The organism is Microbacterium resistens, assembly GCF_021172025.1.
Lineage (GTDB): Bacteria > Actinomycetota > Actinomycetes > Actinomycetales > Microbacteriaceae > Microbacterium > Microbacterium resistens.
In genome coordinates, this window is sequence record NZ_CP082781.1 from 3,562,628 (window position 1) to 3,575,610 (window position 12,983).

12 protein-coding genes are annotated in these 12,983 nt (G+C 73.0%); 10 read left to right on the forward strand and 2 right to left on the reverse strand.

Annotation, left to right across the window (positions count from 1 at the left end):
* The first annotated feature begins 387 nt into the window (after positions 1–387).
* Entirely contained in the window at positions 388–1,389 is a 1,002-nt protein-coding gene (locus K8F61_RS16695) for a magnesium and cobalt transport protein CorA (protein ID WP_067247313.1), read from the forward strand.
* Positions 1,390–1,618: 229 nt separating this feature from the next.
* Entirely contained in the window at positions 1,619–2,491 is an 873-nt protein-coding gene (locus K8F61_RS16700; RefSeq protein ID WP_231819952.1) for an EamA family transporter, read from the forward strand.
* 6 nt (positions 2,492–2,497) lie between these two features.
* Here the strand turns inward: K8F61_RS16700 and K8F61_RS16705 are convergent, their stop codons facing one another.
* Positions 2,498–3,244 carry a GntR family transcriptional regulator gene (locus tag K8F61_RS16705; RefSeq protein ID WP_067247320.1) on the reverse strand — a complete coding sequence of 249 codons (747 nt, stop codon included), beginning with the start codon at positions 3,242–3,244 and terminating at the stop codon, positions 2,498–2,500.
* Between the two features lie 172 nt (positions 3,245–3,416).
* Here K8F61_RS16705 and K8F61_RS16710 point away from each other — a divergent pair, with 172 nt between their 5' ends.
* The 6 genes from K8F61_RS16710 (at position 3,417) to K8F61_RS16735 (ending at position 10,120) form a co-directional block, all read left to right on the forward strand.
* Positions 3,417–4,349: a phosphate/phosphite/phosphonate ABC transporter substrate-binding protein gene (locus K8F61_RS16710; protein WP_219085568.1), complete on the forward strand. Its 933-nt coding sequence runs from the start codon at positions 3,417–3,419 to the stop codon at positions 4,347–4,349.
* 85 nt (positions 4,350–4,434) lie between these two features.
* Positions 4,435–5,304 carry a phosphonate ABC transporter ATP-binding protein gene (gene phnC, locus K8F61_RS16715; protein ID WP_067247327.1) on the forward strand — a complete coding sequence of 290 codons (870 nt, stop codon included), beginning with the start codon at positions 4,435–4,437 and terminating at the stop codon, positions 5,302–5,304.
* Positions 5,301–7,040, forward strand: a complete 1,740-nt coding sequence (gene phnE / locus K8F61_RS16720; protein WP_231819954.1) for a phosphonate ABC transporter, permease protein PhnE — start codon at positions 5,301–5,303, stop codon at positions 7,038–7,040. The genes phnC and phnE overlap by 4 nt, the downstream gene beginning before the upstream one ends.
* Complete coding sequence (locus K8F61_RS16725) at positions 7,037–8,242, forward strand: TIGR03364 family FAD-dependent oxidoreductase (RefSeq protein WP_231819956.1); 1,206 nt, start codon at positions 7,037–7,039, stop codon at positions 8,240–8,242. Before phnE ends, K8F61_RS16725 begins: the two co-directional genes overlap by 4 nt.
* Positions 8,239–9,009: a phosphonatase-like hydrolase gene (locus tag K8F61_RS16730; protein ID WP_231819958.1), complete on the forward strand. Its 771-nt coding sequence runs from the start codon at positions 8,239–8,241 to the stop codon at positions 9,007–9,009. The genes K8F61_RS16725 and K8F61_RS16730 overlap by 4 nt, the downstream gene beginning before the upstream one ends.
* Before the next feature lies 1 nt (position 9,010).
* On the forward strand, positions 9,011–10,120 hold the full coding sequence (locus tag K8F61_RS16735) for an alcohol dehydrogenase catalytic domain-containing protein (RefSeq protein WP_231819960.1): 1,110 nt from the start codon (positions 9,011–9,013) through the stop codon (positions 10,118–10,120).
* Positions 10,121–10,221: 101 nt separating this feature from the next.
* Here the strand turns inward: K8F61_RS16735 and K8F61_RS16740 are convergent, their stop codons facing one another.
* On the reverse strand, positions 10,222–10,878 hold the full coding sequence (locus tag K8F61_RS16740; RefSeq protein ID WP_231819962.1) for a hypothetical protein: 657 nt from the start codon (positions 10,876–10,878) through the stop codon (positions 10,222–10,224).
* Positions 10,879–10,900: 22 nt separating this feature from the next.
* Between K8F61_RS16740 and K8F61_RS16745 the strand changes: the two genes are divergently transcribed.
* The gene (locus tag K8F61_RS16745) at positions 10,901–11,851 is read left to right on the forward strand and encodes an EamA family transporter (RefSeq protein ID WP_067250540.1); all 951 of its coding nucleotides are present in this window, start codon (positions 10,901–10,903) and stop codon (positions 11,849–11,851) included.
* A gap of 61 nt (positions 11,852–11,912) precedes the next feature.
* Positions 11,913–12,953 (forward strand): NAD(P)H-dependent flavin oxidoreductase, encoded by a 1,041-nt coding sequence (locus K8F61_RS16750; RefSeq protein ID WP_231819963.1) that lies wholly within the window; start codon positions 11,913–11,915, stop codon positions 12,951–12,953.
* Positions 12,954–12,983 lie beyond the last annotated feature (30 nt).

A 12,983-nucleotide genomic window follows, 5' to 3' on the forward strand; every position in this document is an offset into this window, starting at 1 on the left:
CGGGCTCCGAGGCCACAAAAACTGACCACTCGACGAAGAGGGCGTGAGCGACGGCACGGACGAGAGGGGGGATAGGGGATGGGGGAGAGGGGACGGCGAGGTCGGGCGGCGCTGCATTGGCGGTCGGCGGCAGGCGGGCGTAGACTGGCCTGTCGGGTCCGAAGACTCCAGAGAGACGAAGGCGGTGAGCGCGATGGCAGGTGATAGTACCGGCGCCGCCCTGTCGCGACGCCGTCTCGCCGTGCGCTGAGCCCCGCTCGCCCCGGCCCTCCCGAGCCTGTGCTCGGGACGACGATCCGTCGCGCTTCCTCGGCGGCGCCCTTCCGGCAGCTGATGGATGACGCGCCGCCCCGGGCGGGCGTGCGCGCGCGAGAACGGAATCGCAGCATGACCCTTGTCGACAACGGAGTGTACGTGGCGGGCCGCCGCGTGGAGACCCCCGCGAGCCTGGACGAGACGTACCGGATCATGGACGCCCACCGGGGACTGGCCTGGATCGGGCTCTACCACCCGAGCCCCGAGGAGATCACCTCGGTCGCCCGGGAGTTCGACCTGCACCCCCTCGCCGTCGAGGACGCCCGATCCGGGCACCAGCGATCCAAGCTGGAACGGTACGGCGACACTCTCTTCGCCGTGCTGCGCCCCGCGCGGTACCGCGACGAGCAGGAGGCCGTGGAGATCGGCGAGCTGCACGTGTTCGTCGGCCCCGACTTCGTCGTGACGATCCGCCGCGCGGAGTCTCCGGACCTCAGCGCCGTACGCCGCCGGATGGAGGCGAACCCGGAGCTGCTCGCGATGGGGCCGGAGGCGGTCCTCTACGCGATCCTCGACGAGGTCGTGGACGAGTACGAGCCCGTCGTGGCGGGCCTGGAGAACGACATCGACGAGATCGAGGACCAGCTCTTCGGCGACAGCGACGACGACGCCCTCTCCCGCCGGATCTACGACCTCTCGCGCGAGGTCATCAACGTCCAGCGCGCCGTGCACCCCCTGGCCGGCATGCTCCAGGGACTGCGCCGCGGGTCGGAGAAGTACCGGGTGGACGCGGAGCTGCAGACGTCGCTGCGCGATGTGCTCGACCACGTGATCCGGATCGACGAGCGGGTGGAGTCGTTCCGGGCGATCCTGGAGAACGCCCTGACCGTGCAGTCCGCGCTCGTCGCCCGTCGACAGGCCGATGCGAGCCTCGCGCAGAACGACGAGATCAAGAAGATCTCCTCGTGGGCCGCGATCATCTTCGCCCCCACCCTCGTGGGCACCGTGTACGGCATGAACTTCGACGTGATGCCGGAGCTGCACTGGGCCGCCGGCTACCCGCTGGCGCTGGGCGCCATGGCGGCCTTCGCGGTCACGCTGTTCGGGATCTTCAAGTACAAGCGCTGGCTCTGAGGTGCGACGGCGGCCGGCGCACGGCCGGCCGCCGTGTCGCCGCCCCGCACGGCGCGGCTCCGCGCGACGGATGTAGGGTGGATCCCGACAGCGCCTAGGGTTCCGGGGTCCGCCCGACTGGTCCGAGCGGCGCCACGTCCCGCCTCCGCAGGCGGGGCGTCATCTGAACGGACAAAAGCCTGGAGGAACCACGTCCGTCGTGCCCACACGGCGGGCCGAAGGTTCCGTCGTGTCCGCACTCGCATTCGTCCTCGTCTTCTCCGCCGCTGTCGCGCACGCCGCGTGGAACGTCATCGCGCACGGCATCAGCCGCGCGGGGTTCCCGTTCCTGTGGTGGGGCGCCGTCGCGAGCACCGTGATCTGGTCCGTCGCCATCCCTTTCACGGGCGGGCTCGGCACCGACGACATCCGGGGGTTCCTCCTCGGGGTGCTCGTGTCCGGCGTCCTGCACGTCGGGTACATGCTCGTGCTGCAGCGCGGCTACCAGGTCGGGAACCTCTCCACGGTGTACGCGACCGCGCGGGGGAGCGGGCCGTTCCTGTCCGTGCTGATCGCGATGCTGATCCTCGGCGAGCGGCCGTCCCCGACCGCGCTCGTGGGGGTCGGCGTCCTCATCGCGGGGATCATCGCCATCGGGCTCGTCGACCGGGTGGGCGCGGATCCGGTCTCCGGGCGGCGCGGGATGGATCCGGGCATCCTGTTCGGGCTCCTCACGGGCGTCACGATCGCGGTCTACACGATCTGGGACGCCTTCGCGGTGCGGCAGTGGTCGCTGTCGCCCGTGGCGTTCATGGTCGGGACCGCCGCGCTGCAGATCCCGTTCTACTCGGTCGCCGTGCGCCGCCGCTGGGCGGCCGTCCGCGCGCTCGGGCGCCGGCAGTGGCGCCGGATTGTCGCGTTCGGCGTGCTCTCGCCGTTGTCCTACATCCTCGTGCTCCAGGCGGTCACGATCGCGCCGGTCGCGCTGGTCGCGCCGCTGCGCGAGGTGAGCGTCGTGCTGGTGAGCCTGTTCGGCGCCTTCGTGCTGCGCGAGGGGCGACCCGGCTGGCGCGTGGCGGCGTCCGTCGTGGTCGTCGGAGGGATAGCGCTGCTCGCCGTGTGAGCGGGCTCAGCCGCCGACGGCGCGCAGGTACTGACCCTCGGGGGAGATTCCCGACGCGGCGACGGTGAACCGCACGATGCTGGAGAGGTAGCGGTCCTCGCTCGCCTCGAACACGCGGCCGTCGGCGTCCCGCGACGTCCGGGTGAGGCGGAGGATCGGCGTCCCCTGCGCGACCCGGAGGAGCTCCGCATCCTGGGCGTCGGCGGCGACCGCGTCGATCTCGTGCTGGAGCGTGACGATCGGATGCCCCTGGCCGGCCAGGAACTCGGTGATCGACACCTCGTCGGGGTCGATCGTGAACAGCAGCCGGCCGACCTCGTGCGTGTAGTGGAGCCGCTCGAGCATGGTGGGCCGCCCGTCGAGGAAGCGCAGCCGCACGACGCTGACGATGGTGTCGTCCGGATCGACCCCCAGCGCCGCCGCCTTCTCCTCGCCGGCCCGGCGCAGGCTCAGCTCCTGGGTCTGCGCCCCGGGGACGGCGCCGAGCTCGCGCGCCCAGCGGGTGAAGGGAACCGAGACGTCCACCGCCTGGGTGGCCTTGCGCTCGACCACCCGGGCCGGGCGTCCGCGTGCGGTCTCGATGAGCCCCTCGGCCCGGAGGAGAGCGAGGGCGTTGCGGATCGGCCCGCGCGAGGTGCGCCAGCGCTCGGCGAGATCCGCCTCGGTCGGCACGGCGTCGCCCGGACGCAGACGCCCGTCGACGATCCGGGCGCGCAGATCGTCGGCGATCTGGATGTAGACAACATCAGCCACATAGGCATACTACGTGGTCGGTCAGGGTGCGCGAGCCCCCGTTGCTCCGCTGTTCACCTGAGGAACGCGCGGGTGAACAGTCGCGGAACAGTCCCGAGATAGGTATACATCTCGATCGTGAACTTGGCAGAGTGCTCGTGGATTATCTCCGTCCCACACCCGAAAGGTCCTCATGAAGCTCCGCGCTCTCCCCGCCCTGGCCGGCGTCGCCGTGCTCGCCCTCGGCCTGGCCGCCTGTTCCGGCACGGCCGGTGCCGCCACCGGCACCGACGCGCCCGACACGGCCTCGGCGAACGGCGGCTTCGCCGTCGACGAGAACACGCTCGTCTTCGGCGTCGTGCCCGACTCCGTCGACACCGAGACCAACTACCAGCCGTTGATGGACTACATCGCGGAGAAGACCGGCAAGACGGTCGAGTACCACGAGTCCACCGACTACGCGGCGCTCATCGAGGCCGCCGTGGCCGGCAAGGTCGACGTCGCCTCGTTCTCCGGCTTCACCTACGTGACCGCGACGAACAACGGCGCCAAGCTGACCCCGATCTCCTCCATCGTCACCAAGGAGGGCCAGGAGCCCGGGTACTACTCCCAGGCCATCGCCCCCAAGGACAGCGCCGTGACGAAGATCGAGGACTTCAAGGGCAAGAAGGTCTGCTTCGTCGACCCGTCCTCGACGTCCGGATACCTGTTCCCGAGCTACAACCTCCTCGAGGCCGGCATCGACCCGAAGAGCGACATCACCCCGGTGTTCGCCGGAAAGCACGACGTGAGCGTGCAGAAGACCGGTGAGGGCGCCGAGTGCGAGGTCGGGTTCGCGGAGGACTCCGAGGTCGCCAAGTCCGACAAGGTGAAGGTCATCGCCGAGACCATGGTCCCCGGCGCCCCGCTCGTGTACAGCTCGGCGCTTCCCACCGAGGTGTCCGACCAGCTCGTCGACGCTCTCGGCGAGATCACGATCGACGACATCATCGCCGCGGGCATCAAGGGCGCCGACACCGACGCCTTCCGGAGCGTCTTCTACGCCACGAAGCCGGTCGACGACGCCTATTACGACCTGATCCGCGACATCTGCAAGAAGACCGAAGCGGAGCAGTGCAAGGCCTGACCGCCTGACGCCGCCCGGTCGTCGAGCGCAGCCCGCTCGGCGGCCGGACGGCGCGTCGCCCGACGCCGGAGACCCGAGGAGAACCATGAGCATCGACACCGCCGCCCCCGTCGTCCGCCTGCGGGGCGTGACGAAGCGCTTCGGCGCGACCACCGCCCTCCGCGACGTGGCCCTGGACGTCGCCCCCGGCGAGATCGTCGTCCTCCTGGGGCTCAGCGGGTCGGGCAAGTCCACGCTCCTGCGTCACCTCGACGGGCTGGAGACCCCGACCGCGGGCGAGGTCCGCGTGCTCGGCGCGGACGTGCCGGCCCTCCGCGGCCGGGAGCTGCGGCGCCTGCGCAGCCGCGTGGGGTTCATCTTCCAGCAGTTCGAGCTCGTGCCCTCCCTCACCGTGCTGGAGAACGTGCTCACCGGATCCCTCTCCTCGGTGCGCGGCCCGCGCCTCGGCCTGTGGGGGTACGGCAAGGACGCCAAGCTCCGCGCCCTCACGCACCTGGACCGCGTCGGCCTTCTCGACCGCGCCTATCAGCGCAGCGACACCCTCTCCGGCGGGCAGCAGCAGCGCGTGGCGATCGCCCGCGCGCTCATGCAGCAGCCCGAGATCCTCCTCGCCGACGAGCCGGTCGCCTCGCTCGACCCGGAGTCCAGCGACCAGGTGATGGCGCTGATCCGCGAGATCGCCGCGGACGAGGGCCTGACCGTCGTCTGCAGCCTCCACCAGGTCGATCTCGCGATCTCCTGGGCGGACCGCATCGTCGGCCTCCGGCACGGCGAGGTCGTGCTGGACACCCCCACCACGGATCTCAGCAAGGCCGAGGTGATGGAGATCTACGGCCGCGTCGCCACCTCCACCGCGGAGCTGGAGGTCGTCGAGGCGGAGCTTCTCGCCCCCGTCCCCGTCGGCGCCGCCGCAGGATCAGCCTCCGGACTGCGCGACCAGGAGCCCGTCGCGTGACCGCCGTCGCCCCCGCCCCTCGACTCGACCGCCCGCCCCGCGCGGGCGTCGCGGAGCGTGCGCCGCGCCGCGTCGTCTCCCCGGAGCGCATCGCCGCCTCCCTGACCCTGCTCGCGCTCGTCGTGCTCGGCGTCCTCGCCGTGAACGAGATCGGCATCTCCATTCCGGGCATGATCCAGAGCTGGGGCAACGCCGAGCACTTCCTCTCCCGGGTGGGGGCGCTGAGCTTCCCGGAACCGGCCGAACTCGCCGGGCTCATCGCGCTGACCGTCGGCCTCGTGCTCGTCGGGACGCTGCTGGCCGCGGTGCTGTCCGTGCCGATCGCCTACCTGGCCGCCTCGAACACCACGCCGGGGAACGCCTGGCGCATGGCCGCGCGCTTCGTCGGGGTGCTCACCCGGGCGCTGCCCGACGTCGTGCTCGCCATGGCGTTCGTCCTGATGTTCTCCCTGGGCACCCTGCCCGGCATCCTCGCGATCGGGATCCACTCGATCGGCATGATCTCGAAGATGTTCGCCGACGCCATCGAGCAGATCGACGAGGGACCTCGTCTGGCGATCCGCGCGGCCGGCGGATCCAAACTCCAGGAGTTCACCGCGGGGATCCTGCCGCAGGTGCTCCCGAGCTGGGTCGCGACCGTGCTGCACCGCAACGACATCAATCTGCGCGGCAGCGTCGTGCTCGGCTACGTCGGGGTGGCCGGCCTCGGGCTGGAGATGTCCTATGCGTTCAAGGCGCTCAACTACGGCAAGGGACTGGGGATCGCCCTGGTCATCTTCGTCCTCTGCGTCGTCATGGAGATCGTCTCCAGCGCGGTGCGCGGCGCGATGCTGGGCGGTCAGCAGCAGACCCGCTCTTGGATCGACCGGATCCTGCACCCGCGGATGACGGGCGCCGCCACGCCGGCCGCCGCCCCCGCGGATCGTCCGGCATGGGCCGCGAGCGTGCAGTCGGCGGTCCGCCGGCCGTGGACCGCGACGCGCGTGCGCAACACCGTCGCGGGGGTCGTGGCGGTCCTCGTCGTGATCGGCAGCATCGTCGTCAGCGACATCACCTGGAGCGACGCCGTCACCTTCTGGGCGAAGATCCCCGAGACCGCGGCGAAGTTCTGGCCGCCCTCCTTCGGCAACTACGAGGCGGCGGCGATGATCTCCGCGATGCGCGACACCGTCGCGATCGCCCTCGCCGCGACGGTCCTCACCCTCCTGCCCTCCGTGATCCTCGGCTCCCTCGCCGCCCGCAACGTCGCTCCCGGGCCCGGCGTGCGCGGCACCGCGCGATTCCTCCTCGTCGGGATCCGCGGCATCCCCGAGCTGATCCTCGCGATCGTGCTCGTCGTGATCACCGGGCTCGGCCCGCAGGCGGGCGTGATCGCGCTCGCCATCGGCGGGATCGGCCTGCTCGGCAAGCTCGTCGCGGACTCCTTCGAGGAGGTGGACCGGGGGCCCGAGCGCGCGCTGCGCGCCGTGGGCGCGACCCGTCTGCAGACCTACGCCTCGGCGACCGTGCCGCAGGGCCTGCGGGCCCTCATCGGCCACAGCTTCTACATGCTGGACACGAACATCCGCGCGGCGACCATCCTCGGGATCGTCGGCGGCGGCGGGGTCGGCTACTTCCTGCTCAACGCCAGCCAGGGATCCCGCTATCCGGTCGTCACCGCGATCGTGCTGATGATCCTCGCCACCGTCCTCGTGGTGGAGGGCCTGGCCATGTGGATGCGGCGGGTGTACCGATGACGGGCCGCTACGATCTGGCCGTCGTCGGCTCGGGGATCGTCGGGCTCGGCGCCGCCTACGCCGCATCCCGGCGCGGGCTCCGCGTCGTCGTGGTGGACCGCACCGACGCGCCCGTCGGCGCATCCATCCGCAACTTCGGCCACCTCTGCATCGGCGCCCAGGAGGGACGGGCCCGCCGCTACGGCGAGCTCTCCCGGGACCTGTGGGCGCGCCTGGCGCACGACGCGGGATTCTGGCTGCGCGAGGCCGGGACGCTCGTGGCCGCGCGCCACGAGGACGAGGCCGCGGTGCTCGCCGAGGCGGCGCAGGCGTCCGCCGCCGATGAGCCCGGTCTCCCCGGCATCCGTCTGATCGAGGCGGACGAGGTGCTCCGGCTCGCGCCGCTGCGCGCCGGCGGCGTGCGCTCGGGGGCGCTCATCGAGGGAGACCTCCAGGTGAACCCGCGGGAGGCCGCCGCAGCGATCGTGCGTCACCTCGCCGCACGGGGCGTCGAGTTCCGCATGCGCACCGCCGTCACCGGCGTCGGACCGGGACGCGTGGACACCACGCGCGGACCGGTCTCCGCCGCGGCCGTCGTCGTCGCGGTGAACCACGACCTCGATCAGCTGCTGCCGGAGATCGCCGAGCGCGCCGGCGTCGTGCGCTGCGCACTCGACATGATGCGGGTGGCGGCCGATCTCCCCGCCCCTCTGCGGGCGCCGCTGCTCACCGGGTGGTCGCTCGTCCGCTACGGCCGGTTCGGAGCCACCGCCTCCGCGTCGGGCCTGCGCGAGCGGCTGCACGCCGAGCGGCCCGAGCTCGCCGCGCTCGACCTCAATCAGATGTACACCCAGCTCCCCGACGGGTCGCTGCTGCTCGGGGACTCGCACCACCGGGCGGTGCAGCCGGGGCCGTTCCAGCCCGAGGCGGCCTTCGACGCCTTCCTCGCCGAGGCCGCCGCGCTGTTCGACGCCGACCGCCTGCGCGTCCTGGAACGCTGGCAGGGGGTCTACGCCGCCGGGCCGACCGAGTTCCTCGTCGAGACGGTGGCGGACGGCGTCCTCGCGCTCGCCGCCACGACGGGGATCGGGATGACGACCGGACTGGGGCTCGCCGAGACCGAGGCCGCGGCGGCGTTCGGGTGGGACGGCGTCCCCGAACCCCTCACCGCGGCGGTGTCCTCGACCCACGACGAACCGCGCCGACCGGAAGGAACCGCATGAGCGCCCTCACCCAGACCCCCACCCACAGCGAGGACCCGCGCGTCGCCGACCGCGTGCCCGTCGAGCTCGTCGTCCTGGACATGGCCGGCACGACCGTCCTCGACGACGGCATCGTCGAGCGCGCCTTCCAGCGGGCCGCCGAGCGCACCGGCGTCGCGGATCGGATGCCGTGGCCCGAGGCGCTGCAGTACGTGCGCGACACGATGGGGCAGTCGAAGATCGACGTGTTCACGCATCTCGCCGGCGGCGACCGCGCGGCGGCGGAGCGGGCGACCGCGCAGTTCGAGGACGCCTACGCCGAGATCGTCTCCGAGGACGGTGCGCAGGAGATCCCCGGCGCCGCCGCGGCGATCCGCACGTTCCGCGAGCAGGGGGTCGCGGTCGCGCTGACCACGGGGTTCTCCCCGGCGACCCGGGACGTGCTGCTGGACGCCCTCGGCTGGCGCGACCTCGTCGACGTGGCGTTGTCGCCGGTCGACGCCGGGCGCGGCCGGCCGGCCCCGGACCTCGTGCTCACGGCGCTGCTGCGCACGGGGGTCTCCGCCGTGCAGGCCATCGCGGTGGCGGGGGACACCACCAGCGACGTCGAGTCCGGGCGGCGGGCCGGCGCCGGTTTCGTCGCCGGGGTGCTCAGCGGCGCACACGGACGCACGGCGCTGGAGGTCGCCGGTGCGGACGCGGTGCTCGACGACGTGACCGCGCTCGCCGCGGCCCTCGCCGAGCGGGAGCTCCTTCCGTCCGGGGTCGCGCTCGCCCGGACCCGCTGACATGCGCGCGGTGCTGGCGCAGACCGGCGCACCGGTGCGCCGGCGGGACGTGACGCTGCGGCCCGCCGCGACCGCGATGGTCTGGCTCGGGGCGGGGCAGCGGCACGAGCGGATGGCGGTGCCCGGCGTCGCGCTCGGACCCCGCGACGTGCTCGTGGCCGTGGAACTGTCCACGATCTGCGGATCCGACCTCCACACCGTCCAGGGCCGGCGGGCCGCCCCCACGCCCCTGGTCCTGGGGCACGAGAGCGTGGGGCGCATCATCGCCATCGGGGACGACGGCGCCTCGGCGGTGGACGCCTCGCCCCTGCACGTCGGGGATCGCGTCGTGTGGTCCGTCACGGTGTCGTGCGAGCAGTGCGACCGCTGCCGGGCCGGGTTCCCGCAGAAGTGCCGGGATCTGGCCAAGTACGGCCATTCCCGGGTCGAGCCGCGGTGGGAGCTGACCGGCGGGTTCGCCGGGCACGTGCACCTGCGGGCGGGCACGGCGATCGTCCGGGTGCCCGAGACGCTCCCCGCTCCGGCGCTCGCGCCGGTGTCCTGCGCCACGGCGACCGCCTGGGCCGCGGTGGCCCGTGCCGCCGCGGTGCGCCCGCTCGACGGTGCGCGCGTGGTGGTGTACGGCGCGGGCCTGGTCGGGCTCACCGCGGCCGTGATCGCGGCGGAGGAGGGCGCCGACGTGCGCATCGCGGATCCGAGTCCGGACCGCCGCGCGACGGCGACCCGGTTCGAGCTGTCGGCGGTGCCGCCGGCGGCCGTGGACGCGGAGTCGGCGGACGTCGTGATCGAGGCGTCCGGGCACGCCGTGTCCGCGGCGATCGACGCGGCGGACACGGGCGGCGTTGTGGTCCTCGTCGGCAGCGTCTTCCCGGCGGATCCGGTGCCGCTGGACGCCGAGCGGATCGTCCGCGGCCTCGTCACGGTGGCCGGGGTGCACAACTACACGGGCCAGGAGTTGGCCGCCGCGGTGGCGTTCATGGCGGGCCGGGGGAGGGCCCATCCCTTCGCCGACCTCGTCGGGTCCGTGCATCCGCTCACGGACGTGGACGCCGCGCTCGCCGAGGCCGCCGCGCCCGACGCCCCGCTCCGCGTCGGTCTCACCCCGCGCTGACCCGCCGTCCCCGCCCTTCGTCCGTCCCTCCGACGCCCGTCGTTCGTCGTTCGTCCGGGTCCCCGGTGTCGAGTGGTCAGTTTTTGTGGGTTCCGTGGCGTTCAACCCGCAGAAACTGACCACTCGACCGAGGAGGACGGGCGCGAGCGCACGGGGGTGGTCGCGGCTGCGGCCACGAGGAGCAGCGCGGACGCCGCGACCGCGGGGAGGAGCCCGACCTGCACGACGACGGAGATCAGGAGGCCGACGCCCGCGGCGATCCGGAGGATCAAGGCCGCACCGGCGGCCATCGGGCGGACGGTCATCGCCGCCAGCAGGATGCCGCCGACCGCGATCGCCGCGGAGAATCCGACCGCGGACCACCAGACGCCGGGCCACGTCGTGCCGTCACGCAGCGCGCCAGTGCGGGAGACGGTCATGGCTGCGGTGAGGCCCGCGACGGCGAGGACCGGTAGGGGCGCGATGAGACGCAGTGCCGTCGTCCGGCGCCGGGTCAGGGTGAGCACGAGGAGCAACCCGGCCAGCACCGGGAGTCCGACCACTGCGGCCACGACGAGGCCGGGGAGGATGTACCCGATGCCGTCCGCGCAGTACCAGCTCCCCGGTTCGTCGCCCATCCGCTCGAACGAGCACAGCAGGTGCAGCTCCTCGCGGAGCATGTCGACGCCGGACACGGTCAGCAGCGGGACGAGGACCGTCCCTGCCCCGAGGAGGACCGGAACCCACAGGGGACGGGCGCGAGGCTGCGGTGACGGCATGCCCCCACCCTAAGCTGGGGGGATGCCCGAAAACTCCGCCGCCGGGGTCGGCACGCCGTCGCGGAACATCGGCGTCGGCGTCGCCCTCGTCATCGGATCCTGCCTCTCCCTGCCGTTCGGCGCCGCCGTCGCGACGACGCTCTTCCCCGCCCTGGGGACCTGGGGCGTCACGTCCTTGCGCGTCCTCATCGCCGCCGTCGTGGTGACCCTCATCGCGCGCCCGAGGCTGCGGCACTGGAACCGGGCGCAGTGGACCGCGGCGATCCTGTTCGGCGTCTCGGTCGCCGCGATGAACGGCACGTACTACGCCGCGATCGAGCGGATCCCGCTCGGCCCCGCCGTGGCCATCGAGTTCCTCGGTCCGCTCGTCCTCGCCGCCGCGCTGACCCGTCGCGTCGTGGACTTCCTCTGGGTCGGCCTGGCGCTGGGCGGGATGGCGCTGCTCGCCGTGGACGGGCTCACCGGCAGCGATCCGCTGGACCCGATCGGGGTCCTCTTCGCGCTCGTCGCAGCGGGGTTCTGGGTGATGTACATCCGCACGAGCACCCGTGTCGGCGCCCTCATCCCGGGCACCGGCGGCCTCGCGGTCGCGCTCGGGGTCGCCGCCGTGCTGCTGCTGCCGTTCGGCATCCCCGCGATGGGGACGGCCGTGGGGGAGCCCTCGCTGCTGCTCATGGCGGGCCTCACCGCACTGCTCGCCTCGGTCATCCCGTACACGCTGGAGCTCGCCGCGCTCCGGCGGCTGCCGCAGCGCGTGTTCGGGATCCTGCTGAGCCTCGAACCGGTCTTCGCGACGCTCGCCGGATGGATCGTCCTCGGTCAACAGGCGACGCCGCTGCGGATGGCCGCGATCGCGCTGGTCGTCGCAGCGAGCATCGGGGTCACGGCGGGGGCGCGCCGACGCCGCGGCGCGGGCCCGGACGAGGAGCCTCCCTCGCTCATGACCGGCTCGATCCCGGTCGTCCCGGACTGACGTCAGGACGCCGCCCGTCATCGAGCGCCGACCGGGAGGAGCTCGGGCGTAGCCTCGAAGCATGAGCGCGCTCACGGATCTCCTCGGCATCGACGTCCCGATCATCCTGGCCCCGTTCGGCGGCCTCAGCTCGGTGGAGCTGACCGCGGCGGTGAGCGACGCGGGAGGACTCGGATCCTACGGACTGTACGGGTACGACGGCGACCGGATCCGCGAGACCGGCGCCGCGCTGCACGCCGCCACCGATCGGCCGTTCGGTCTCAACCTCTGGCTTCCCCAGGGAGACGAGGTCGAACCGGATGACGGCTACGAGGACGCCGCGCGTGCGCTCGCCGGGTACTTCGCGGAGGTCGGGCTGGAGGTTCCGGCGCGTCCGGCCCGCTACCTGCCGACGCTGGAGGAGCAGCTCGACGCCGTGTGGGACGTGCGTCCGGCGGCGCTGAGCGTGGTCTTCGGCGTCCCGTCGCGCGAGGTGGTCGACGCGGCGCACGAGCGCGGCATCACCGTCATCGGCACGGCGACGACGGTGGCCGAGGCCGTGGCGCTGGAGGCCGGGGGCGTGGACGCGGTCGTCGCGACGGGCTCCGAGGCCGCGGGGCACCGGGTCTCCTTCCTCCGTGCGCCCGAATCCTCGCTCGTCGGCGGGATCTCGCTGATTCCGCAGATCGCGGACGCGGTCTCGGTCCCGGTCATCGCCGCGGGAGGGATCGCGGACCGCCGGGGAGTCGCCGCGGCCTTCGCGCTCGGGGCGCAGGGCGTCCAGGTCGGCACCGCCTTCCTCGCCACTCGCGAGTCCGCCGCCAACGAGGCCCACGTCGCCGCGATCCGAGCCACCGCGGCCGACGAGAGCGTGCTCACGAGGGCGATGAGCGGGCGTCTGGCCCGCGGCGCCGCCAACCGTGCGGTGACCGAGATCGAGGCGGCCGGCGCGATCGCCGCCTTCCCGGCGCAGAACTGGATCACAGGCCGGTTCCGGGCCGCCGCGGGCACGCAGGGGCGAGGCGATCTGCAGTCCCTCTGGCTCGGTCAGTCCGCGCCGCTGGCCACGCACGACACCGCCGCGGAGGTCTTCGCCGAGCTCGCAGAGGGCCTCCCCGCCTGACAGTCCTAGCCAGGATCATGGCTATAACGG

Bases quoted from the DNA above. Each gene is read 5' to 3' on its own strand.
- K8F61_RS16695 (WP_067247313.1), top strand. From the start codon at position 388: ATGACCCTTGTCGACAACGGAGTGTACGTGGCGGGCCGCCGCGTGGAG.
- K8F61_RS16710 (WP_219085568.1), top strand. From the start codon at position 3,417: ATGAAGCTCCGCGCTCTCCCCGCCCTGGCCGGCGTCGCCGTGCTCGCC.
- phnC (WP_067247327.1), top strand. From the start codon at position 4,435: ATGAGCATCGACACCGCCGCCCCCGTCGTCCGCCTGCGGGGCGTGACG.
- K8F61_RS16725 (WP_231819956.1), top strand. From the start codon at position 7,037: ATGACGGGCCGCTACGATCTGGCCGTCGTCGGCTCGGGGATCGTCGGG.
- K8F61_RS16730 (WP_231819958.1), top strand. From the start codon at position 8,239: ATGAGCGCCCTCACCCAGACCCCCACCCACAGCGAGGACCCGCGCGTC.
- K8F61_RS16735 (WP_231819960.1), top strand. From the start codon at position 9,011: ATGCGCGCGGTGCTGGCGCAGACCGGCGCACCGGTGCGCCGGCGGGAC.
- K8F61_RS16740 (WP_231819962.1), bottom strand. From the start codon at position 10,878: ATGCCGTCACCGCAGCCTCGCGCCCGTCCCCTGTGGGTTCCGGTCCTC.
- K8F61_RS16745 (WP_067250540.1), top strand. From the start codon at position 10,901: ATGCCCGAAAACTCCGCCGCCGGGGTCGGCACGCCGTCGCGGAACATC.
- K8F61_RS16750 (WP_231819963.1), top strand. From the start codon at position 11,913: ATGAGCGCGCTCACGGATCTCCTCGGCATCGACGTCCCGATCATCCTG.